17 protein-coding genes and 1 CRISPR repeat array are annotated in these 22,406 nt (G+C 44.8%); of the genes, 12 read left to right on the top strand and 5 right to left on the bottom strand.

What is annotated here, in order from left to right:
- The first annotated feature begins 153 nt into the window (after positions 1-153).
- The 3 genes from HF322_RS03005 to HF322_RS02995 all read left to right on the top strand — a co-directional run bounded on the left by HF322_RS03005 (position 154) and on the right by HF322_RS02995 (position 2,314).
- On the top strand, positions 154-456 hold the full coding sequence (locus HF322_RS03005) for an integration host factor subunit beta (protein ID WP_169391885.1): 303 nt from the start codon (positions 154-156) through the stop codon (positions 454-456).
- A gap of 132 nt (positions 457-588) precedes the next feature.
- A complete protein-coding gene (gene pyrF / locus HF322_RS03000) occupies positions 589-1,272 on the top strand; it encodes an orotidine-5'-phosphate decarboxylase (RefSeq protein ID WP_375138519.1) in 684 nt (227 codons plus the stop codon).
- 202 nt (positions 1,273-1,474) lie between these two features.
- The gene (locus HF322_RS02995) at positions 1,475-2,314 is read left to right on the top strand and encodes a histidine phosphatase family protein (protein WP_169391883.1); all 840 of its coding nucleotides are present in this window, start codon (positions 1,475-1,477) and stop codon (positions 2,312-2,314) included.
- A 47-nt stretch (positions 2,315-2,361) separates the two neighbouring features.
- On the opposite strand, the gene rpsT is transcribed toward HF322_RS02995, so the two are convergent.
- Entirely contained in the window at positions 2,362-2,628 is a 267-nt protein-coding gene (gene rpsT / locus HF322_RS02990) for a 30S ribosomal protein S20 (protein ID WP_169391882.1), read from the bottom strand.
- Positions 2,629-3,048: 420 nt separating this feature from the next.
- Between rpsT and HF322_RS02985 the strand changes: the two genes are divergently transcribed.
- The 5 genes from HF322_RS02985 to HF322_RS02965 all read left to right on the top strand — a co-directional run bounded on the left by HF322_RS02985 (position 3,049) and on the right by HF322_RS02965 (position 10,394).
- Positions 3,049-3,750 (top strand): NAD-dependent epimerase/dehydratase family protein, encoded by a 702-nt coding sequence (locus HF322_RS02985; RefSeq protein WP_169391881.1) that lies wholly within the window; start codon positions 3,049-3,051, stop codon positions 3,748-3,750.
- Positions 3,751-3,897: 147 nt separating this feature from the next.
- The gene (rraA, locus tag HF322_RS02980) at positions 3,898-4,413 is read left to right on the top strand and encodes a ribonuclease E activity regulator RraA (RefSeq protein ID WP_169391979.1); all 516 of its coding nucleotides are present in this window, start codon (positions 3,898-3,900) and stop codon (positions 4,411-4,413) included.
- A gap of 201 nt (positions 4,414-4,614) precedes the next feature.
- Complete coding sequence (gene mfd, locus HF322_RS02975) at positions 4,615-8,256, top strand: transcription-repair coupling factor (RefSeq protein ID WP_169391880.1); 3,642 nt, start codon at positions 4,615-4,617, stop codon at positions 8,254-8,256.
- A gap of 106 nt (positions 8,257-8,362) precedes the next feature.
- Positions 8,363-8,794, top strand: a complete 432-nt coding sequence (locus HF322_RS02970; protein ID WP_169391879.1) for an HIT domain-containing protein — start codon at positions 8,363-8,365, stop codon at positions 8,792-8,794.
- Positions 8,795-8,972: 178 nt separating this feature from the next.
- Positions 8,973-10,394: an adenylate/guanylate cyclase domain-containing protein gene (locus HF322_RS02965; RefSeq protein WP_219848142.1), complete on the top strand. Its 1,422-nt coding sequence runs from the start codon at positions 8,973-8,975 to the stop codon at positions 10,392-10,394.
- 112 nt (positions 10,395-10,506) lie between these two features.
- Here the strand turns inward: HF322_RS02965 and HF322_RS02960 are convergent, their stop codons facing one another.
- Positions 10,507-11,451 carry a LysR family transcriptional regulator gene (locus tag HF322_RS02960; protein ID WP_169391878.1) on the bottom strand — a complete coding sequence of 315 codons (945 nt, stop codon included), beginning with the start codon at positions 11,449-11,451 and terminating at the stop codon, positions 10,507-10,509.
- Positions 11,452-11,577: 126 nt separating this feature from the next.
- Here HF322_RS02960 and HF322_RS02955 point away from each other — a divergent pair, with 126 nt between their 5' ends.
- The 3 genes from HF322_RS02955 (at position 11,578) to HF322_RS02945 (ending at position 14,234) form a co-directional block, all read left to right on the top strand.
- Positions 11,578-12,459, top strand: a complete 882-nt coding sequence (locus HF322_RS02955; RefSeq protein ID WP_169391877.1) for a pirin family protein — start codon at positions 11,578-11,580, stop codon at positions 12,457-12,459.
- Between the two features lie 72 nt (positions 12,460-12,531).
- On the top strand, positions 12,532-13,518 hold the full coding sequence (locus tag HF322_RS02950) for a glutathione S-transferase family protein (protein WP_169391876.1): 987 nt from the start codon (positions 12,532-12,534) through the stop codon (positions 13,516-13,518).
- A gap of 101 nt (positions 13,519-13,619) precedes the next feature.
- Entirely contained in the window at positions 13,620-14,234 is a 615-nt protein-coding gene (locus tag HF322_RS02945; protein ID WP_169391875.1) for a nitroreductase family protein, read from the top strand.
- 116 nt (positions 14,235-14,350) lie between these two features.
- Here the strand turns inward: HF322_RS02945 and HF322_RS02940 are convergent, their stop codons facing one another.
- Positions 14,351-15,913, bottom strand: a complete 1,563-nt coding sequence (locus tag HF322_RS02940) for a TerC family protein (RefSeq protein WP_169391874.1) — start codon at positions 15,911-15,913, stop codon at positions 14,351-14,353.
- A gap of 441 nt (positions 15,914-16,354) precedes the next feature.
- Here HF322_RS02940 and HF322_RS02935 point away from each other — a divergent pair, with 441 nt between their 5' ends.
- A complete protein-coding gene (locus HF322_RS02935; protein ID WP_169391873.1) occupies positions 16,355-16,843 on the top strand; it encodes an META domain-containing protein in 489 nt (162 codons plus the stop codon).
- 88 nt (positions 16,844-16,931) lie between these two features.
- Positions 16,932-20,560: direct repeats of the CRISPR family, unit length 28 nt; unit sequence TTTCTAAACCATCTATGCGATGGCAAAC.
- 97 nt (positions 20,561-20,657) lie between these two features.
- Here HF322_RS02935 and cas1f read toward each other — a convergent pair.
- Complete coding sequence (gene cas1f / locus HF322_RS02930) at positions 20,658-21,623, bottom strand: type I-F CRISPR-associated endonuclease Cas1f (RefSeq protein ID WP_169391872.1); 966 nt, start codon at positions 21,621-21,623, stop codon at positions 20,658-20,660.
- A gap of 162 nt (positions 21,624-21,785) precedes the next feature.
- Positions 21,786-22,406: a type I-F CRISPR-associated endoribonuclease Cas6/Csy4 gene (gene cas6f, locus HF322_RS02925; protein ID WP_169391871.1), complete on the bottom strand. Its 621-nt coding sequence runs from the start codon at positions 22,404-22,406 to the stop codon at positions 21,786-21,788.

Genomic DNA, 22,406 nt, shown 5'->3' with positions numbered 1-22,406 from the left:
CTTGGCTTTGTTTGATTTGGGTCAAAATGGCTGATAAAAAGGCTCAATCGGTTTGACTGCTCGCACTCAGCGTTAACAAAAATAATGGCGACTAAGGCTAGTTTTTAGCGTTAGTAATGATGATACTCATGAATCAATAAGGTAAGTGTAATAATGCAACAGGCGATTAATAAGTCCGATTTTATTAATAATTTGAGTGCCAACTGTGACACCATGACCGAAGTGGTCGTTGATGATGCGGTTCGCGAGATTTTAAATTTGATGATCGACACACTTGCTAATGACGGTCGCGTTGAAGTTCGCGGTTTTGGCAGCTTTTGTTTGCATCATCGCCGCGCAAGAACAGGTCGCAACCCAAAGACTGGCGAGAGTGTTCCGGTTCCAGCAAAAGCCATTCCGCATTTTAAACCTGGCAAAGCCCTTCGCGAAGCGGTCAATGACAATATTTTAGCTTAAGCCCTAAAACGCTGATTAAAAATTTTAATCGGCGTTTTTTATAGTTGCTAAGTGATCATCTCGATTTTTTCAGTCCCTCATTTTTAAAGCGATTTTGATATGAATTCCTCCAAAGCTTTAACCCAAACTGTCATGTCTCCTGTCATCGTGGCGCTTGATAATCTTACCATGCCGCAAGCACTTGCCTTAGCCGACCGTCTTAATCCTAACTTGTGCCGGTTGAAAGTGGGCAAAGAGCTGTTTACCCGCTGCGGCACTCAGATCGTCACCGAACTGCAAAGTCGCGACTTTGAGATATTTTTGGATTTAAAATTTCATGATATCCCAAATACCACCGCGCAGGCAGTGAAAGCGGCGGCAGATTTGGGCGTTTGGATGGTGAATGTTCATGCCAGCGCCGGTTTTGAGGCGATGTCACGCGCCAAGCAAGCGCTTGTCGATGGCGATTACCAAACGCTCTTGATTGCAGTAACGGTGCTCACCTCAATGAATGAGGCGGCGTTGTCGCAAATTGGTGTTAATGATGATTTGGACTTACAAGTCAGCCGCCTTGCTAAACTGACGCGTGATGCTGGTCTTGATGGGGTGGTTTGCTCAGCGCGCGAAGCGGTAATGCTCAAGCAGCTTTGCGGTACTGATTTTAAACTGGTAACGCCGGGAATTCGCTTACCTGAGGACAATAGCGACGATCAATCGCGGATTTGTACGCCAAAGCAAGCGCTTGATGATGGCGCGGATTATTTGGTCATTGGTCGCTCCATCACGACGGCAAGCGACCCCCTTGCTAAGCTAAATTTGATTTTGTCAGGGATCTAAGCGTTAACGTTCTTTGCTTAAAGCTTGTATTTATTAAAAAGCTGGACTTATCATCCAGCTTTTTTATGTTAGCAAATTTTTTTTAAAACTAATCCGAATTACGTTTAAGCATAACTTAAACGATTTTTTCAACTTCAAAAAATGATTGCTACAAAACTTGTCATTAGTTCACGGCAGCAAAAAAATCTGCTAGTCTTGAGCCATGAACTCAAATCCTCCCTACGCGAATGCTAATATATCAACGATGGCAAGCTATCAAAAAAGCGGCGCTCCTGTTCCTGAGCACTTGCCTGACAGCATGATGGCGTCGGTAGAGCTGCTGCCAGAAGCTAAGCGGCTGATTTTATTCACCCGCCACTCGTTGCGCGAGCGTTCTGACGGCAATGGCTTTGCAAGCTCCAAGCTGCCACTTACGCAAAAGGGTCGCGTTCTTGCCCACTCTTGGGGCTGCTGGCTTGCCAATAATCTGCCGTATTCGATGGAGGTTGATAGCATTTCAAGCCCGATCAAGCGCTGCATTGATACCGCTCAATTGATGCAAGCAGGGGCAGGGCTGAGTCGCTATATTGCGCCGCAGTCGCTGCTTGTTGAGCCGGGAAGTTTGGTGATTGACCCTGATATTGCAAGTCCAGTGTTTAAAGAAATTGGGGTATTAAATTTTATCAACCGTTTTTTACAAGGCGATCTTGACGGCACCAAAAACGCATATCAAGGAGCGCTTGATTTGCTATCCTTATTTTATCAAAAGCGCCCTGAGCAAAATCATCTGTTATTGGCAATCAGTCATGACACTTTATTGTCGGCTTTTTTAGCCGTGATGCTCGATACGAAAAACCTAAGCTGGAGTGATTGGCCAAAGATGATGGAGGGGACGTTTTTGTGGTTTGACGATCAGCCTTTTTATCAATCAACGGCTTATTTTATTTGGCGCGGCAGATTGTATTCAAAATCGATTAGCAGCCTGCTCGATAGCTATTTAGCGCTTGGGTTTGCGCCGCAGCAGTTGTTATTACCGCCAAAAGTCAGTTGGGAATTGCCATAAAAAAAACCTTACGCGAGTGGTAAGGTTTTTTTTAAGCTTAATGGGTATTAAGCTTGCAATGCTTTGATGGCTTTATTCAAGCGGCTTTTACGACGAGCGGCTTTGTTTTTGTGAATAATGCCTTTGTCCGCCATGCGATCGATCACAGGAACGGCTCTTTTGAAAGCTTCAGTTGCTGCTGCATAGTCTTGAGTTGCAATGGCAGCGTCAACACGCTTAAGATAAGTGCGAACCATTGAGCGCTGTGAAGCGGCATGTTGGCGACGTTTGGTATTTTGACGGGCGCGTTTACGAGCTTGAGCAGAGTTAGCCACGCGTATCTCCTTGAAGATAAAGTTATGAATGTTGATTGCAAATTCTGTGAAACAATCATGGCCGACGAGCAGCCGTCTCGTCAAAATGATGCCGATGATTCTCATCAATTGTGCCAAAGCCGCTGGGAATAATGCAACAACCTTGGCGTATAAAGCCGGTTATCTTAGCAAATTATTAGCATAAGGACAATATATTTAAAAACCAATCGCCCATTGATTGTGAATTGCGTCAAGTGAAGTGCTGAAAATATGATCAAGAACCTATAAGATTAAAAAATAATCGGTCGCCAAGAAAAGGATTTGATAAACTCTTTTACAATAAATCTTGCCAAGCTTGAGGGATAATAAGGTATTTTAGGCAAGAATAGTGGTTGGGTTTGCCAATCCTTCATTTTAGTGACGAACAATAATAGGTAGGCTATGCAGCAAAAAGCGATAGTGATCGGGGCGACGGGGCTTGTTGGTCAGCATTTAATCGAGCAGTTAAATGTGCTCTATGAGACCTTAATTGTAATTGCCCGCCGCCCGCCGCGCTTTATCAATAGCCGGATGCGCTTTTATCAAGTCAATGATTTTGACAATTTAAAAGAAGTCTTTGCAAGCGTTGGCGCGGACAGTACCACCGATGCGTTCAGCTGCCTTGGGACGACCAAAAAGCAGTCCGGAAGCGATGAGGCATTTTATAAAGTCGATCACGATTACAATGTCACCTTTGCCAAATTGTGCCGAGATAAAGGTGTTCAAAACTTCTTTTTGTTGTCCGCCATGAATGCTGATAAAAATAGCCGCTTTTTTTATAATCGGGTTAAAGCGGAAACGGAGCAATCAATTATCGAGCTTAATTTTAACCGCTTGGTGATTTTTCGACCGTCACTGCTGCTTGGTAAGCATAAAGGTCGACCGCTTGAAAGCTTAAGCCAAAAGGCGTTTTCGATCATTGCGCCTTTGGTATCAGAATCGGTGCCCCTACGACCAATCTCTGCCCAAAGGGTGGCAATCGCGATGGCAATGAGCGCCCAAGCGATTTATGAAAGCGGAAAATACCGCGAAGCTTCTAAATTTCCTACCGTTGATATCATCGAAAATAAGCAGCTGCTTGCCATGACGCGCGTAAAGCATTAGGCGATTGGCGGCAATTATGCTATGTTATGGGCGATAATTTTTACTGCTGATTTAAGTAAAAGCTTAAACATGAACGCAATTTGTTCAATAAAAATTAATGGCAAAAGCATTGTCAACAATAAGCATGGAGCGTAATCAATGACTGAGATGACCAAAGACAACTTTGTAACCTGTGATTTGCTGGATAATAACCCAGAATCGCAAGTTTGCCTGCCCAATATCGAGGGTAAATCGTTTTATAGCTTTGGTGGTAAAGATAAATTTTGCGGTCAAATCGTGACGGTAAAATGCTTTGAGGACAACAGCCGCGTCAAATCGCTGCTTGGCTCAAACGGTCGTGATGATAATGGCAATGGCAAAGTCTTGGTCGTTGATGGCGGCGGCTCAATGCGCTGTGCCCTGCTTGGCGATATGATTGCCGAATCGGCGGTCAAAAACGGCTGGGAAGGGGTGGTCATTTATGGCTGCGTCCGTGATGTCGATGCGATGGCAGAGATGGATTTGGGCGTGATGGCAGTCGGCTGTATTCCTCGCAAATCAACGCGACGTGATGAAGGTCAAACCGATATCGAAATCAGCTTTGGCGATTTGACGCTGAATTCTGGCATGTATATTTATGCTGACAACAACGGCATGATTGCAAGCGATAAGCCGCTGATTTAATCTTATTTAAAGACCAAATTTTTAATAGTTCAGTAAAAATCTCAGTCATCACTGGGATTTTTTGCTATTTGACTGGTTCATCGTTCCGCTTTGCCAATCACAAACCGTTACGGCAATCGTTTTGGTCAATGACCAAAATCCTCGTATAATAGTTTTTTGCTTACAAGCTTACCTAACCTATCACGTTGATTTGATTCTGCTATGCCTATCTCTGCTTTAACTGCTGCCTTTGCCCCGATTAATGAGCAACTTTTTCCTATTTTAAAAAATGAGCGCCGCTGGCTTGCTCCCGTTTATGGTGCGGTTGGCAGCTTATGGCTATCAAGTTTGGTTGATACCGATCTTTGGCAGTTGGACAATCGCCTAAAAGTGGTGGTCGCTCGCAATCAAAATCAGCTCAATCAAATCGAAACTGAGCTTGCCTTTTGCGGCGTTGATGCCTTTGTGTTCCCTGATTGGGAAACGCTCAGCTACGATGACTTGTCGCCGCATCAAGATATCGTCAGTGAGCGCATTAATTTATTGACGGACATGCCAAAATTTGGCGTTCTGCTTATTTCTATTCAAACGCTCATGCAAAGGGTTGCGCCGCCAAGTTGGCTTATCGGTCAGCATTTTGACTTAAAGGTTGGTGATACTTTTGATATTAACAGTCAGCGTGAACTATTGACCAAAGCCGGTTACCGAGCGGTTGAAAACGTGTTTGAGCCGGGGGAGTTTGCGGTTCGTGGTAGCATCGTCGATATTTTTGCGATGGGTCAGCCGTTTCCAATGCGCCTTGACTTGTTTGATGATGAAATCGACACCATTCGCTTTTTTCACCCCGAAACGCAAAGAACGCTCACCCAAGACGATTTGGCAAATATTATTGCCGGCAAAGATGACAATGTCCGTCAAGAGTCGCTGTCGCTGCTGCATAAACTGCCGGACGTTTCAAAGCCGATTAAGCAGTTTCAAATTCTGCCTGCTAAAGAATTTCCGCTTGATGAAGGTCGCGAAACGTTTCGAACCAATTTTGCGGCAATGTTTCCCAACACCAGTAGCCGAAAGTTTGAGCTGCATCAAGATGTGATGTCAGGGATTGCCAGTAGCGGTTTGGAATATTATCAGCCGCTATTTTTTGACCAAAATGATTGGCAATCGGAAGGCAATTTATTTGCCTATTTACCCAAAGATGCGCTGATCATTACCGATGAGTTAATTAACGAAAACCAAGCGGAATATTGGTCGCAAATTCAGCGCCGCTATGAAGAGCGCCGCCATGATATCGATAAGCCCATTTTGCCGCCTGAGCTGCTGTACTTGCCATCAAGTTCGCTTAATGAATATCTAAACGGTTATCCGCGCGTGATTTTGGGTGCGGATGATAAGATGGTTGAGGCAAAAGAGGGCGCTCAAGGCTTGGTGACATTGACCGCGTTACCGCCGCCAGAGCTGCCGGTGAATCATCAAAAAGCCGAACCACTTGCCGCGCTTTTAGACTTTTTAGCGGAAAATGCAAGTGCCCCGATATTGATTGTTGCAGAAACGGCAGGTCGCCGCGAAATTCTAACTGAGCTGTTTAAAGGTAAAATTGATACCAAAATTTATCCAAGTTTTAAAGAGTTTTTAGCCGAAAATGACATCACCAGTCAAAGCCGCGGCTTGCCATCCGTTGGCTTGACGGTAGCGCCGATTGAGCGCGGGGTGTTTGTTCCTGAGCGCTTGGTGATGATTAGTGAGACGCAATTATTTGGCAGGCAAGTGCTACAAACGCGCCGCCGCCGTCAAAGTGGTGTTTCTGAAGAGTTTTTGGTAAAAAGCGTTACCGAAATGACCGAAGGCAGTCCGGTCGTTCATATTGAGCATGGTATTGGTCGTTATGATGGCTTGATTACTTTGGACGTTGGGGAAGGCGAGCAAGAATTTATCCATTTAAAATACGCCGATGACGCGAGCATTTACGTTCCGGTTGCCAATCTCAACATGATTAGCCGCTATAGTGGCGGCGATCCTGCGACCGCGCCTTTGCATAAAATTGGCAGCGGCAAATGGGATAAAGCCAAGCAAAAAGCCCTTGAGCAAATTCATGACGTTGCCGCCGAGTTGCTTAACGTTCAAGCGCGGCGTGATGCTAAAGTCGGTATTCATTTTAACATTGACATGGCGCATTATGACTTGTTTGCCAGTCAATTTGCCTTTGAAGAAACGCCCGACCAAGCCAATGCCATTCATGCGGTCATGCATGATATGAAGCAAAATAAGCCGATGGATCGCCTCATTTGTGGCGATGTGGGCTTTGGCAAAACTGAAGTTGCCATGCGAGCGGCATTTATTGCGGTAAGCGCGGGATATCAAGTGGCGGTGCTCGTACCAACGACCTTGCTTGCCGGTCAACACGAAGATAATTTTTTGGATAGATTTGCGGATTGGCCGGTTCGGATTGAATCACTTTCACGATTTGGTGGTAAAAAGCATCAAGAAAAAGTGCTGGCCGATTTAGCCGACGGTAAAGTGGATATTGTCATTGGCACGCACAAGTTATTGCAGCCGGATGTCAAATTTGTCAATTTAGGACTCATGATTGTCGATGAAGAGCACCGCTTTGGTGTTCGCCATAAAGAGCGCATTAAAGCGATTCAAACCAATGTTGATAGCCTATCCATGACCGCAACACCCATCCCAAGAACGCTGAATATGGCACTATCCGGCATGCGCGATATGTCGATTATCGCGACGCCACCAGCGCGCCGATTGGCGATTAAAACCTTTGTCATGCAAAAAACCGACGCACTGATGAAAGAGGCAATTTTGCGTGAATTGCTTCGCGGCGGTCAGGTGTATTTGCTTCATAACGATGTGGCAAGCATTGAGCGCATGGCAGAAACTATCCGCGAACTTGTTCCCGAGGCTCGCGTTGGCGTCGCTCACGGTCAGATGCAAGAGCGTCAGCTTGAGCAAATCATGCAGCAGTTTTACCATAAAAAGTTTAACGTTTTGGTTTGTACCACCATTATTGAAACCGGAATTGACGTTCCAAATGCCAATACCATCATCATTGAGCGCGCTGATAAATTTGGTCTGGCGCAGCTTCATCAGCTTCGCGGTCGTGTGGGTCGCAGCCATCATCAAGCCTATTGCTATCTGCTTGTGCCGTCACTTAAAGGCTTAAAAGGCGATGCCAAACGCCGCCTTCATGCGATTGAGCGCGCCAATACTTTGGGCGCAGGGTTTATGTTGGCAAGTGAAGATTTAGAAATTCGCGGGGCGGGGGAGATTTTAGGCAAGCAGCAAAGCGGTAACATGCAAGCGATTGGCTTTAGCTTGTATATGGACATGCTTGAGCGCGCCACCAAAGCCATTAAAGCCGGTCGTGAGCCGAATTTAAGCTCGCCGCTGTCTTTAACCAGTGAAATTAATCTGCATGCTTCCGCGCTTGTTCCGGAGGAGTATTTACACGATGTTCATCAGCGGCTACTGTTTTACAAGCGAATCAGTAACGCTGAGGACAAAGCGGCGCTGATTGATATTCGCACCGAAATGATTGATCGCTTTGGCGCGCTCCCTGAGCAAACCCGCCAGTTATTTGCCGTTCATCAATTAAGGTTATTGGCTGAGCCGTTAAAAATTAATAAGATTGATGCCAGTACCTCAAGCGTGACCTTAGAATTTGCGCCGGACACACCAGTTGAAGCGTTATCTATCATCAAACTGATCCAATCAGACGCTCGCCATTTTAAAATGAATGGCGCCTCAGCGATTCGCTTTAGTGATGCGGCTAAACTGACCACCGCGCAGGCGCGCGTTGACACGGTAACCGAGCTGCTTAATTATTTTCATGAGCATATCACAGAAACGATCTAACAAGCTTTGATCATTACCGTAAAATTGAGGAGCGGCTTAAGGTGCTATGCCAAGCTTAGGAATTTTGCTAAACTAGCTAAAATTAATAAGATGAGCCGCTGTCATTATGTTTCAACTGCACCCAAAGCTTGCCGCTGATAGTTTTTTGGTGGGGGATTTTCCACTGTCCACTTGCCGCTTGATTAACGACTGCCAATTTCCGTGGCTGATTTTGGTGCCGCGCGTCTCAGGGGTCAAAGAGCTTTATGAATTAAGTGAGTCGGATCAAGCTCAGTTTTTACGCGAGTCAAGCTGGCTGTCAAGTCAGCTTGCCAAAACTTTTCAAGCCGATAAAATGAACGTCGCCGCTCTTGGCAATCAAGTGCCGCAATTGCATTTTCATCACATTGTTCGCTACCAAAACGACAGCCAATGGCCAAATCCGGTTTGGGGCATCCCTGCCGTGCCGTATTCGCAAGAGATTTTAACCCAAATGCAGCAGGCGCTCATGATGGCGCTTCGCGGTCATCATCAAATGCCGTTTGATTGGCGCATGTAGCCAAAATAAAATTAATTAAGCCATTTATCTTAACTGTTTGATAAATGGCTTATTTTTATGCCTAGCATTTTATATTTATTAACATAGGATTAACGTTTAAGTAAGAATAACTGGCATCTGGCGCCATTATCGGTTATAACTTATTTTCCCCTTTTTGTTTGCTTTACGCCGGATCATCATGGCATTTTTTAGTCGCTTTTCTAATTTACAAGCCTTCAAGCAAAAGCTTACCAACCAAAAGGATGGCTCGTTTAACTATCCTGAAGCTTTTGTGCTCATCATTACTGGCATTTTTTCAGCGCTGTATTACGAATTTAATCCAAGTTCGATGGCGCGACTGGTGATTGTCGTTTTGCCAAGCATAATGATCTTGGTTTACAACTATCGCCGAGCGCCAAGTTTTTGGACGTCCAACATTGTCATCATTTTGCTGGCGACCATGATTGGGTTGTCACAGTTTTGTACCGTGATGGCGCTAAGCCTTGTTATGCTGATTGGCTTTCGGGTAATTGTCAGCGAGAGCGAAGATCGGTTAAAGCTTGTCAGCGTTGCGGTGATTACCAGCTTGATGTTTTATTATGTCAGCGTCACGTTAAATGGTAGAAATACCAACTGCCATGAAGGATTTTTAGCGCCAACGGTGTTGTTTGTCAGTATTTGCGCCATTTTATGGCAGTATTGGTCCATTCATCGCAAATATTTGAGCTATTTTAAAACCTCTACCCAAGCTCGTGAGCGCCTAGCCACCATGGTGTCAGTCATCAATAAATTGACCCGATTTGTGCCGCCGCAAATTTGGCAGCCGATTGTCAAAACGGACAGCCCAGTAATCGTTGCCAACAAACGCGCCAAATTAACGATTATGTTTTCAGATATCGCAGGATTTACCGAGCTTTCAGATAGCCTAAGCGCTGACAATCTTGCGGATATTTTAAACACCTATATGCACAGCATGACGCTGATCGCCAATCGCCACGGCGCGGTGCTTGATAAGTTTATTGGCGATGGCATGGTTTGCTTTTTTGGTGAGCCGAACAGTCGCGGTGCTCGTCAAGATGCCCTTGATTGTGTGGCGATGGCGGTGGACATGCGCCGCGAGATGCGCAGCCTGCGTCAAACTTGGCGGCTGATGGGATTTGAGGGGCTTTACGTTCGTATTGGCATTTCAACCGGCTATTGTCATGTGGGCAACTTTGGCAGCAGCAACCGCATGAGCTATACCTTGATTGGTAAAGAAGCCAATTTAGCCTCAAGGCTTGAGTCGGCGGCGGGGAAAAGCGATATTTTTATTAGCCAAGCCACTTACGATTACATCTGCCACGATTACGATTGCGAGTTTGCAGGCACTTTTAGTTTAAAAGGTTTTGATGACAAAGTGCCGGCTTGGCAAGTGCTTGATCCTGATGTCAGTCAAGGGGAGATGTCCAAATGGATCGATCACACCTTACCCGGCTTTAATTTGCATTTAAACTTTAAAGACGTTAAAAACTATGACTATCAAGAAATTAAAAAACGGCTCAATTTTGCCCTTGAGCGCTTAGAAAAAGAGCAGCGCTCAGTATTAAAACAAGATAGCAATCTTGATGAGCCAAAGTCTTGATTTTGATGGCTATTTACAGTTCATTTTTAGGTTTAAAGCCGAATTTTTTATTGATAAATCATATCATCGTGCCTAAATATTTAAATTTTTCTAAAAGAAATATGACCGTCTTTTAGCTTATTTTTTTTAGGCTTATGTTTTTAGCAATGCCACAATCGTCATCCCAATAAGGATGATCACCAAAGCGCTCGGCAATCAGTTCAATAAGCGCTCGGCAACGCTTGGATAAAAACTTATTTTGTGGATAAACGGCGTAAGCGTTTAGGGTGGGCAGTCGAAATTGCTGAAGTACAGGGATTAGCGCTTGGCTTTTAAGCTTTTGATAAGCAATAAAGGTTGGCAGGGCAACAATTCCGTGACCTCTGACCGCCATATCTAACAAAAAATCGCCATTATTAGCCCTCATCTTTGAATGCGTGGAAACTAAATGCTGCTGACCTTGCGCATCGGTGAGGGCTAAATCGTGGCTTTGGCTTAAGCTATATTGTAAAACATGATGCGCGGTTAAATCCTCCAACGTGTTTGGTATGCCGTTTTGACTTAGATAGTCAGGACTTGCGCAAATAACGGAGCGAATGATGGTCAGCTGCTGGGCTTGATAGCTTGAGTCTTGTAAATTGCCAATGCGAATGGCAAGCTCGAAGCCTTCTTCAATTAAATCCACGTTTCGGTCAGTAAAATCCAGCTCAAATCGCAAATTAGGATTCAAGTTGGCATAGTCATGAATCACCGAATTTAGGTGCATCAAACCAAAGGATAACGGCGCGGTTAGTTTTAGCGTCCCTTCAATAAGCATGGGGGCGCCGCTGGTTTGCTCATTTAATAAGCTCACTTCATCCAAAATAGTTTTAGCGCGCCGATAATATTCAGCGCCTGACTCGGTGACGTTGGATTTTCTTGTCGTTCGGCTGATGAGCTGGACGCCTAAGCGCAGCTCTAAATCTTTAAGCCTACGGCTGACTGCGGATTTGGCAAGACCTAACTGCTCGGCGGCTTTGGTGATGCTGCCGGCATCCACAATGCGAATAAACAGCGCCATATCTTCTAATTGTCCCAAATCATCCCCTTTATTTTTTTATTGTTCTTGTCAGCAGAACATATATTTGCAATTATTGACGTTTATCTTTACTCCGTCAACAGTTACTATAATAAGGTAACTTCAAAAGCCTAACGGAGTGATCTTATGACAACAAAACATAATAAAGTTTTCCGTCGTATCGCCCAGCAGTTTTCAGGTGTCGCCACGGCGGATGGGGATGGTGTCAAGTTGACCCGAATTATCGGCTCGCCGCAGATTAATTTTCTTGACCCCTTTTTATTGCTCGATTGCTTTGAAAGTGATGATAAAAATGACTATATTGGCGGCTTTCCGGCGCACCCGCATCGCGGTTTTGAAACGGTCACTTACCTGTTAAATGGTCGAATGCGTCACAAAGACAATGCCGGTCACGAAGGACTTATCGAATCCGGTGGCGTTCAGTGGATGACGGCGGCAAAAGGTATCATTCACTCAGAAATGCCCGAGCAAGAAGAGGGATTGCTCAAAGGTTTTCAGCTTTGGGTCAACCTTCCGGCTGCTGCAAAAATGAGCGCACCTAAATATCAAGAGTTTCCGCCTGAATCAACGCCGCTTGAATGCCGCGATAATGGCACGCAAATTCGGGTAATTTCAGGGCGTACCAATCAAGGAACAGTAGGTCCTGTGGTCAATCATCACACATATCCGACGTATCTTGATATCAGCCTTCCTGCGGAAACGACGTTTGAGCAATCGCTTCCGAGAGCGCATAACGCCTTTGTTTACGTGATCGAGGGCGATATCCGTGTGATACCAGAAGGCAATGACCAAACTGAGGCGGCAAACCAACCATTAACCGCCAAACATCTTGGCGTATTAACCCACGGGGATGAACTGTTGGTAACCGGTGGCAGTGATGGGGCGCGCTTTTTACTGATCGCGGGCAAGCCTTTGCAAGAGCCTATTGCTCGCGGTGGACCTTTTGTGATGACGACCAAAGCTGAGGTATTGCAAGCTTTTGACGACTTTAATCAAGGTAACTTTTAATCAACTGATTTTAAACAACTGGTTTTAATCAACTGATTTTAATTAAAAAGTTGAACCGGCAAGGAGGCAATCATGGGATTACTTGTAGATGGCAATTGGCAAGACCGCTGGTATGATACCAAAGATGGTCGCTTTGAGCGCAAAAACTCAAGCTTTCGAAATTGGGTCACCAAAGATGGCAGCAAAGGCAGCTCAGGGGTCGGCGGTTTTAAAGCCGAGCCAAATCGCTATCATTTGTACGTGTCCCTTGCTTGTCCTTGGGCGCACCGAACCTTGATTTATCGAAAGCTTAAAGGGTTGACGGACATGATATCGTTATCGGTCGTTAACCCTGTTATGGGGGAGAACGGTTGGACGTTTGAGGAGGCAGCAGGGGTGATTGCTGACCCCATCTTTAATGCTCAGTATTTATATGAAATTTACACTGCCGCTAAACCGGATTACACAGGTCAAGTTACCGTTCCGGTGCTCTGGGACAAAAAACGAAACACCATTGTCAACAATGAATCCTCTGAAATCATCCGTATGTTTAATTCAGCGTTTGACGACATTGGCGCGGTGGCTGTCGATTTTGCGCCGCCCTCACTGCTTGCGCTGATTGATGAGCTGAACGCGTTTATTTACCCCGCCATTAACAATGGTGTTTATAAAGCGGGCTTTGCTACCACCCAAGCAGCCTATGAAGAGGCGGTGATGGTGCTGTTTGACGCGCTTGATCAACTAGAAGCGCGCTTAAGCTCGCAGCAGTATTTAACCGGCAGCCAAATTACCGAAGCCGATTGGCGCTTATTTACCACCTTGATCCGCTTTGATAGTGTTTATGTTGGGCATTTTAAGTGTAACATCCGCCGAATTGTTGATTACCCGAACCTTTGGGGCTACTTGCGTGATTTGTACCAAACCAAAGGCGTGTCAGAAACGGTCAATATGGCGCACATTAAAACGCATTATTACCAAAGCCACGACACGATCAATCCAAATAAAATTATTCCAGTAGGGCCAAAAATCGATTTTAACAGCGCTCATGGTCGGGAAGCGCTTGGCTCTACTGAAAATTAATCCTTCATAGTTTAGTCAAGCTCAAGTTTAATCAATGCCAATTAACCAACGCCAAAACTTTTTATCAAGATAAGCTAAATTTCAATCAATAAGGATAACTTATGACTCAAGAAGCGATTCACCTTCAAGATATTTTTGCAAACCGCCGAACCATTTATGCGCTAACGGATCAGCTTCCGGTTTCTGAGCAAGCGGTGGTTGATGCGGTAGAGCATGCCATTTTGCACACGCCCTCTGCGTTTAACTCGCAAACCACGCGGATTACCGTTCTGTTTGGCGAGGCGCATAAACGCCTTTGGGACATTGCTGAGACAAATTTAAGACAGATTGTCGGTGACAACGATTTTTCAAGTACGAAGCAAAAAATGGATAGCTTTCGCGCCGGTGCCGGAACGATTCTTTACTTTGAAGATAACGACGGTATCAAGGCGCTACAAGAGCAGTTTGCAATTTATGCCGACAGCTTTCCGATTTATGCTGAGCATACCAACGCCATGCACCAGTACGCCGTTTGGACGCAGCTGAGCAATTTGGGTATTGGTGCAAGTTTGCAGCATTATTCCGCCATTTTTGAACAAGATGTCGCCCAAGCGTTTAACATTCCAAGCAGTTGGAAGCTGATTGCCCAGATGCCGTTTGGCGGGATTGCAGCGCAGGCAGGCGAAAAAGAGTTTGCCGCCACTGAAGCGCGAGTGATGGTGGTAGGTCAGCAGTAATCGAAAAAAACTGGCGATGATATTGTTTAGGGTTGAAAGCTGAATGACATCAGCTTTCAATCACGAATAGCACAACTTTTATGTCACGATTTTTAGCGATTTAGGGCAAGGCGCTATCAACTTGACTGGGTCAGCGCTTTTTCAATTTTGACTAAAAGAATCCTTCCCGATAACGTTTCCAAAACGGTAAATAAGTAACCCTCGCTGCTCACATGATCATTCACTTGAGCGATGTTATCAAGCTTAAAGTTGATATAACCGCCTAGGGTTAGCTGCTCAGCTTCGGCAAGTAAGCTGGCTTCATTTAATTCAAGTCGCAACTGATCTAAGCTGATTGTACCTTCAGCGATCCAATGATCCTCTTGTTTAGAGATTTCCAACGTTTCGTCTTCATCAGGAAATTCGCCTGCAATCGCTCCAAACAAATCCAAAGGCGTCACCAATCCTGCCACTTGACCATATTCATCGACGACGATTGCCAAGTTGCCTTTGGCGTTTTTTAGCAGATTGATCAGCCGTAAGTTATCAATGCCATCAGAGACAAACACAGGCTGCTGCTTAGTTAATAACGGCTCCAGCGCCAAATAAATATCGTCAGACGGCGTATCGAGCACCGATAAAATATCTTTAGCCCGAACGACGCCCAAGATTTTGTTTAAGCGCCCCTCGCAAATCGGCAACAAGCTGTGCGGCGTTGAGAGCACCTGCTCACGGATCTCGGCGGCGCTGTTCTCAATGTTAACCCAAGAAATCTCTGATCGCGGCGTCATGATGGTTTTGACATCGCGCTCACCAAGCGCAAGCACGCCGCTGATCATATAGCGCTCCTCTTCTGCAAAAGGGATGGGCGCTATGGATGGGCTGACCTCGGTAAGCTGATCTTCATCATGGTTTGCGATAGTGCCGCCCATAAGCTTTAGGATGTTATCCGCCGCTCTATCGCGTAGCGGAATGGCGTTTTCATGCTTGGTGCGGTTGCGCTGCATAAATTGATTAAAGGCTTCAATGACAATAGAAAAGCCAATCGCAGCATAAAGATAGCTTTTGGGAATATGAAATCCTAAGCCTTCAACGACCAAGCTAAACCCGATCATCAGCAAAAAGCTTAAGCATAAAATCACGACCGTTGGGTGTTTTCCTACAAAATCCGTTAACGCTTTGGCAGCCAAAACCATCACTGCCATTGCCACAATGACCGCCGCCATCATGACTTCTAAATGCTCCACCATGCCCACAGCCGTAATCACCGCGTCAAAGGAGAATACCGCATCTAGGATCACAATTTGCGCAACGACCGCTGCAAATCCTGCATAAACTTTGCTTTTATTGCTCCCCTCAGGCTTACCTTCTAAGCGTTCATGAAGCTCAAGCGTGGCTTTAAACAATAAAAAGAAGCCGCCGACGATCAAAATCAAGTCGCGGATTGATAAATTAAATGAGGCAAAGCTCACCACAGGTTCGGTCAAGGTCACAAGCCATGACATGACAAACAGCAACCCTAACCGCATAATTAAAGCAAGTCCTAGCCCAAGATTGCGCGCTTTGCTACGTTGATTTGGCGGAAGTTTATTGGCAAGAATGGCAATAAAAACAAGGTTGTCAATGCCAAGAATGATCTCAAGGCTCACCAGCGCAAAAAATCCAAGCCAAATCGAAGGATCGCTTAACAGCTCTATCATTGAATATCATACTCTCAAAAAAATTAGGCGGATGACGCTATAATTATAAAATTAGAATTAAGACATATTTATTTTCAAGTTCACCTGAAAATTATCTGAAGTCGTAAGTTTAATCAAGCAAAATTCATCAGTAATCTTGTCAGCAGGTGAAATACGCTGTGAACGCCTGATGCCAATCTTAAGATCAGCTTAAAATTTGGCAATCAAGTGAGTAAACCTTTTATATTGCGGCTATTTTTGGTTTAGATATGGCAAATGAAATGATTAGGAAGGGTGGCGATAAACTGCGGGACGTTAAAGAACCGTTTGCTTTCGTTGTTTTACTTATTCTCGTCGTTACGAGCAATAGCATCTACCACTATTTAATCATATAATCGCTCGGATATTCCTTGAGGATATAACAACTGAACGTTATTTTTGAATGTATATTAAAGGTATTTTATGAAACATATGACTAAACTGATGCTGGCGGGCGTTTTTACGGTTGGCGCATTGGCAGCGGGTTGTCAATCTGCCCCAAGCGCGGCGACTCCTGTGACGCAAACGGTGACCTCAAGCGCGCTACAAGCCTACAACTGGCAACTGATCGATGCCAAGCGTAATGATGGCAGCAAAGTGACTCAGCTGTTTTTTGATCCAGCAAAACCTTTAATCTTAAATTTTATGACGGTTGATTCGAACAATCGCGTGGCTTTTTTAAACACTTGCAATAAAATGAGCGCCAACTACAGCGCTGCAGCGGGTAACGTGCAATTGGGCAATATCATCAGCACCAGAATGGCTTGTCCTGAGCCGCAAGCAAGCTTTGATGCGGCAGTGAGTGCCATGGCTCAAGGTAAATTTAGCTTAAGTAAGGACGCGAGCAATCTGCCGGTCTTAACGATTACGAATGCCAATCAGGTCGCTCACTTTAAAGCAATCTCGAAGTAAAATTTATAGGTTAAAAAATTATAAAAAAGTTGGGTTAAATCTTGTTTAATCCAGTTTTTTATTTCTAAATCGATGATGTTTAAGGGAAGCTCTAAACCATCTATGCGATGGCAAACGTGATATCAACAATAAGCTGTGACAGCTTGGCTTTCTAAACCATCTATGCGATGGCAAACCAGTTATGCTTTTCTCAAAATCATCACGAGTGTTTCTAAACCATCTATGCGATGGCAAACGCTGCGTGTCAAGGTCGTAGTCGTCCATGTTTTTTCTAAACCATCTATGCGATGGCAAACCAGATGTGGGTTTATGAGCTACTAAGCAAAGATTTCTAAACCATCTATGCGATGGCAAACACCGATCTTAGCGTTGGTGATTGAGCCGTTTTTTTCTAAACCATCTATGCGATGGCAAACTATAGTTTTTTTGCCACCACAAGCGATCCGACGTTTCTAAACCATCTATGCGATGGCAAACAGCATAGGCAATACTATCTTTATCGCCATCAATTTCTAAACCATCTATGCGATGGCAAACTGAGCTTTTCAGTTGAAGCTTTCTCAGATTTTTTTCTAAACCATCTATGCGATGGCAAACTTGCCGCGAGCATCTTTCATGTTGCGCGAGTATTTCTAAACTATCTATGCGATGGCAAACCGTGCGGTCTTGCTACTCCTGAGTTTTGAGTTTTTCTAAACCATCTATGCGATGGCAAACCGTTTAAACGTTCGTTCAACGGATGAGCAACATTTCTAAACCATCTATGCGATGGCAAACTCGCATTTGCACTTCGCTATTATTTTCCATCCTTTCTAAACCATCTATGCGATGGCAAACAAAAGCAGCGATATGACTGACATTGCGCTACTTTTCTAAACCATCTATGCGATGGCAAACTACGCGCCGCAGTATGGCTTTAGCGAACGCTGTTTCTAAACCATCTATGCGATGGCAAACACTGAGCTATCAGACCGTAATAATGGCTGGTGTTTCTAAACCATCTATGCGATGGCAAACTCGCGCTCAGATTATCAGGTCTTGATCAAAGATTTCTAAACCATCTATGCGATGGCAAACGCGGGGCGCAGGAACGGCGCGGCTGCCATCTTTTTCTAAACCATCTATGCGATGGCAAACCACCTCAAACGACATATCACCCATGACTCGCGTTTCTAAACCATCTATGCGATGGCAAACTAAAAAGACGCATTTTTGAAATTGGCGTTATGTTTCTAAACCATCTATGCGATGGCAAACTAGTTTCCGGCGTTTCAACATCAATAACGAGTTTTCTAAACCATCTATGCGATGGCAAACACGATGTAGTCGCCTTTTTGATACGTTTTCATTTTCTAAACCATCTATGCGATGGCAAACAATAAACATTGGATAGTGGTCCCGATAATCTCTTTCTAAACCATCTATGCGATGGCAAACGCGAAGCTGATCGCCAAGCCATGGAAGCCGCATTTCTAAACCATCTATGCGATGGCAAACTTTACTGACAAGATCGAGCACAGCGGCGCGGTTTTCTAAACCATCTATGCGATGGCAAACTCACGGTCTGATCTGACCCAAGCACCCCAAGCTTTCTAAACCATCTATGCGATGGCAAACGATGAGGCGGTGAAAACGATTAGCGATTATGTTTTCTAAACCATCTATGCGATGGCAAACAGACTAGCAATCATTTTGCTAGCGCTGGCGATTTTCTAAACCATCTATGCGATGGCAAACCATTTTTTCAAATTCTGCCTGCATTGATCCTATTTCTAAACCATCTATGCGATGGCAAACGTTAACGACCATCAGCCGGTCAGCACGTTTTGTTTCTAAACCATCTATGCGATGGCAAACTCAACAAATACCGCGCGCGCTTTGTAGTTTTCTTTCTAAACCATCTATGCGATGGCAAACTTGAAGTGGTCGAAGCTTACGTCAACTTGAACTTTCTAAACCATCTATGCGATGGCAAACTTCAGGGGCTGGAATTGCAGGCCAACTCCAAGTTTCTAAACCATCTATGCGATGGCAAACTTAATGCCACCGTCCACAGCCCTGCCCCGACCTTTCTAAACCATCTATGCGATGGCAAACTCCGCCGTCCCGAAAAAACCAATCACCGCTGTTTTCTAAACCATCTATGCGATGGCAAACGCTGGACTCATAAGTAAGCTGATAGACGGCAATTTCTAAACCATCTATGCGATGGCAAACGCCGTAAGCGCCCTTGGTGCTAATGACGTGATTTTCTAAACCATCTATGCGATGGCAAACATAACACAGGTGCATAGTTTGCATAGGTAGTATTTCTAAACCATCTATGCGATGGCAAACTATCGCCTCTAAAAAAATAAGCCCGTCACGGGTTTCTAAACCATCTATGCGATGGCAAACAATTGAGTCAGCAAGAATTGGCAGACATGGTTTTTCTAAACCATCTATGCGATGGCAAACGTTGCTGAGTAGCTGTCGCCAGGCTGGATAGTTTTCTAAACCATCTATGCGATGGCAAACGCAGTTTGTACGCCATCTGAGACGCTGTTTTTTTTCTAAACCATCTATGCGATGGCAAACTACCAACTCACCGAATCATCACGCACAAATCATTTCTAAACCATCTATGCGATGGCAAACTAAACACACGGCTTGGCATCACAGCGTCTTTTTTTCTAAACCATCTATGCGATGGCAAACGCAATTAACAAGTATGGCAAAGACCGCGTTGATTTCTAAACCATCTATGCGATGGCAAACCATAGCTACACTCCTACATAAAATCCGACGTTTTTCTAAACCATCTATGCGATGGCAAACAATAGGCTGGTTAGTAACAAGTGAATCTCTTTTTTCTAAACCATCTATGCGATGGCAAACACTACAACGACAACATTGAGTTATTCCGGCAATTTCTAAACCATCTATGCGATGGCAAACTTGACAGTGAGAGCTGGTCAAAATCGGCGGCATTTCTAAACCATCTATGCGATGGCAAACGATATTGCGGCAGGTGAAACGTCAGACAGTATTTTCTAAACCATCTATGCGATGGCAAACATCTTTAGCGGCTCTGATAGATACTCGCAGATTTTCTAAACCATCTATGCGATGGCAAACATCTTTAGCGGCTCTGATAGATACTCGCAGATTTTCTAAACCATCTATGCGATGGCAAACCAACACTGATCTATATCGCAGGGCGTCTAATTTTTCTAAACCATCTATGCGATGGCAAACACGAGTAATTTGACCGCTAATGACTTGGATTTTTTCTAAACCATCTATGCGATGGCAAACGGTTGGAATGAAGCAAAATGAGTTTGTTTCTTTTTCTAAACCATCTATGCGATGGCAAACATATCGCCCATCTTGCTGCGGCGAACGGTCATTTTCTAAACCATCTATGCGATGGCAAACGAGTGGTGACTACTGGCAGACCCCAAAGCGTTTTTCTAAACCATCTATGCGATGGCAAACACATCGGGCGCATCATCAGGATCAGCGCGCAGTTTCTAAACCATCTATGCGATGGCAAACGACTTCGCGTGTGTCGCCTTCAAAATACTGTTTTTCTAAACCATCTATGCGATGGCAAACTTTTGCGAGCGTCATGGCCTGCGCCATATCTTTTTCTAAACCATCTATGCGATGGCAAACCTTCAGCGCTCTTTTTTAAGCCTTTGCCCATTTTTCTAAACCATCTATGCGATGGCAAACTAGAAGTTTTATAACAAAAACCTCTAAGTATCAATTATATAACGTTTAAAGCAGCAAAAATATATCGTTTTCAGGGCACAAGTTTAAACCATTGAAATTATTGTATTTTTTGACAGGTGTCAACAATGAAGCCAAACATATAATCCAAAACGTCTTGATCTTGGCAAGTTTCAATCAATTGCATCCGAAATTCTTTTTGATTGTGACCAAGCTTTGCCGAGACAAAAGCTTGCGGCATGACCAAAGCATCTTTTACCAAATCGGCAACATCAAACACCAAGCCGCCGCGGCGCGTTTTACCGTGAAGCATCGCCAGCGCAAAGCTAATCCCTAAGCCATGCAAAGCCACCGCGGCGTAACCGTAAGCGATATAATTGCCGTGATCAAGATAGCTGTTGGCGATATCGCCCAAATCATCATTGGCGTTTTTACCTTCCTCGCGAACAAACTTCATCCCAAAGCCGTCCGCCAAGCGTTTATAAAGCGCCTTTGCCCAGCGCCCCTCAGCGGTTAATAATTGCTCTTGATTTTCGGCGCTATCAATGGCGCTTTGAAAGCTTGTAAGCGCTGACTCATCAATATGGATGCCAAATTGCAGCAGCATCGGGTTTTTTTGCCAGTATTTTTTGACGATCGTGATCCGCTCTTGCAGCAATATTTTTGCCATGAGCAGTCGCGCCGCGTCATCAAGCCAAGCTTTCATCCACATTTGCATATATTCCGTTGGGCGATATTCACTTTGCGGGGCAAGAAAAGTCAAATCCAAAGCGCTAAACAAAGGCGAGCCGCCCGAACCGCAAAATCCGACCATCACGTTAGATTCTGCTAAGCGTCTGGCGGCGGCATCGGTGATGGAGCTGCCTTTTCCTAACAATAAAAAGGCGGTATTTTTTTCAGGAATATTATAAAAATGCTCAATCGGCTGTAAGCTTTCGGTCAAATAGACAATACGATCGTCTTTGACAATCACGCGAACCCGCTCAAGATAAAACACGCAGGCGCGCTTTGAGAGCATCAGCGGTCGGCTTCGAAGCTTGCGTAAATGGCTGTTATTTTGGCTCATGGTTTTCCCTAACATTAAAAAAGCAGCATTAAAAAAAGCAGCATTGAATAAAGTGGTATTGAAAAAAGCAGTAAGGCAATCGCGTTACTGCTTTTATAATGACAACGATAAGTTAACCTTTAGCAATGACTTTTAAAAACACAGAGTTTAAAAACAAATAGTTTAAAAAACAGGCAAGGCAAACGGTTGACTGGCTCGCGCAAGACCGTAGCTGTCAGGCAAGCCGTGACCGGCATCGGTTGCCTCGACTTTGTTAATGACCAAAGTGAAGCTTTGCCCCGTACTTTTGCTTTGGATTTTTAAAAAAGGCATCGCTTTGGCTTGTTGCAATCGGCGCTCATGCAAAGGCGGTAAATCATGAGATAGCTTACTGCGTTCCATTTTCGCGGTAGGAATGCGAAAGCGTCGGTAGCTTTGCCAGCCGCTGATTTTTGCGGTTGGAACGAGGGCAACCGCACCAACCACAGCATAATCGCGAATCGTCCAATGATTATTGATGCTATCCACCAAGCGTTGCAGCGCCTCATCTGTCACCGAAAACACCCGAAAAATATCAAAGTCAAAGCGCGGCGCTTGGTCATATTTTTTTGCCAAAGCTTCTTGCTTTGCCAAAAGTTTAGGGGAGGTCACAACTGCTAGCGCAAAAGGCAAGCTGTCCGCCGCAAGCGTTCGAAACGCGCCATGCAGCACTTTATAAACTTGATTTCGGACACTGGGTAAGGATAAATCAACCGATTCTGCGGACGGGATCACGCGGATATCGACATAATAGTCAAACGCCAT

This window comes from Psychrobacter sp. MF31 (genome assembly GCF_012847335.1).
In the GTDB taxonomy this organism is placed as follows: Bacteria; Pseudomonadota; Gammaproteobacteria; order Pseudomonadales; family Moraxellaceae; genus Psychrobacter.
Note: the sequence above shows the minus strand (reverse complement) of the source record. Positions and strands in the feature narration are given on the sequence as shown.

What these genes read in the sequence shown, in the direction of transcription:
- HF322_RS02970 (WP_169391879.1), top strand. Translation starts at nt 8,363, where the DNA reads ATGTTTCAACTGCACCCAAAGCTTGCCGCTGATAGTTTTTTGGTGGGG.
- HF322_RS02955 (WP_169391877.1), top strand. Translation starts at nt 11,578, where the DNA reads ATGACAACAAAACATAATAAAGTTTTCCGTCGTATCGCCCAGCAGTTT.
- HF322_RS02965 (WP_219848142.1), top strand. Translation starts at nt 8,973, where the DNA reads ATGGCATTTTTTAGTCGCTTTTCTAATTTACAAGCCTTCAAGCAAAAG.
- HF322_RS02995 (WP_169391883.1), top strand. Translation starts at nt 1,475, where the DNA reads ATGAACTCAAATCCTCCCTACGCGAATGCTAATATATCAACGATGGCA.
- HF322_RS02940 (WP_169391874.1), bottom strand. Translation starts at nt 15,913, where the DNA reads ATGATAGAGCTGTTAAGCGATCCTTCGATTTGGCTTGGATTTTTTGCG.
- HF322_RS02985 (WP_169391881.1), top strand. Translation starts at nt 3,049, where the DNA reads ATGCAGCAAAAAGCGATAGTGATCGGGGCGACGGGGCTTGTTGGTCAG.
- pyrF (WP_375138519.1), top strand. Translation starts at nt 589, where the DNA reads ATGTCTCCTGTCATCGTGGCGCTTGATAATCTTACCATGCCGCAAGCA.
- rraA (WP_169391979.1), top strand. Translation starts at nt 3,898, where the DNA reads ATGACCAAAGACAACTTTGTAACCTGTGATTTGCTGGATAATAACCCA.
- HF322_RS03005 (WP_169391885.1), top strand. Translation starts at nt 154, where the DNA reads ATGCAACAGGCGATTAATAAGTCCGATTTTATTAATAATTTGAGTGCC.
- cas6f (WP_169391871.1), bottom strand. Translation starts at nt 22,406, where the DNA reads ATGGCGTTTGACTATTATGTCGATATCCGCGTGATCCCGTCCGCAGAA.
- HF322_RS02945 (WP_169391875.1), top strand. Translation starts at nt 13,620, where the DNA reads ATGACTCAAGAAGCGATTCACCTTCAAGATATTTTTGCAAACCGCCGA.
- cas1f (WP_169391872.1), bottom strand. Translation starts at nt 21,623, where the DNA reads ATGAGCCAAAATAACAGCCATTTACGCAAGCTTCGAAGCCGACCGCTG.
- HF322_RS02935 (WP_169391873.1), top strand. Translation starts at nt 16,355, where the DNA reads ATGAAACATATGACTAAACTGATGCTGGCGGGCGTTTTTACGGTTGGC.
- mfd (WP_169391880.1), top strand. Translation starts at nt 4,615, where the DNA reads ATGCCTATCTCTGCTTTAACTGCTGCCTTTGCCCCGATTAATGAGCAA.
- HF322_RS02950 (WP_169391876.1), top strand. Translation starts at nt 12,532, where the DNA reads ATGGGATTACTTGTAGATGGCAATTGGCAAGACCGCTGGTATGATACC.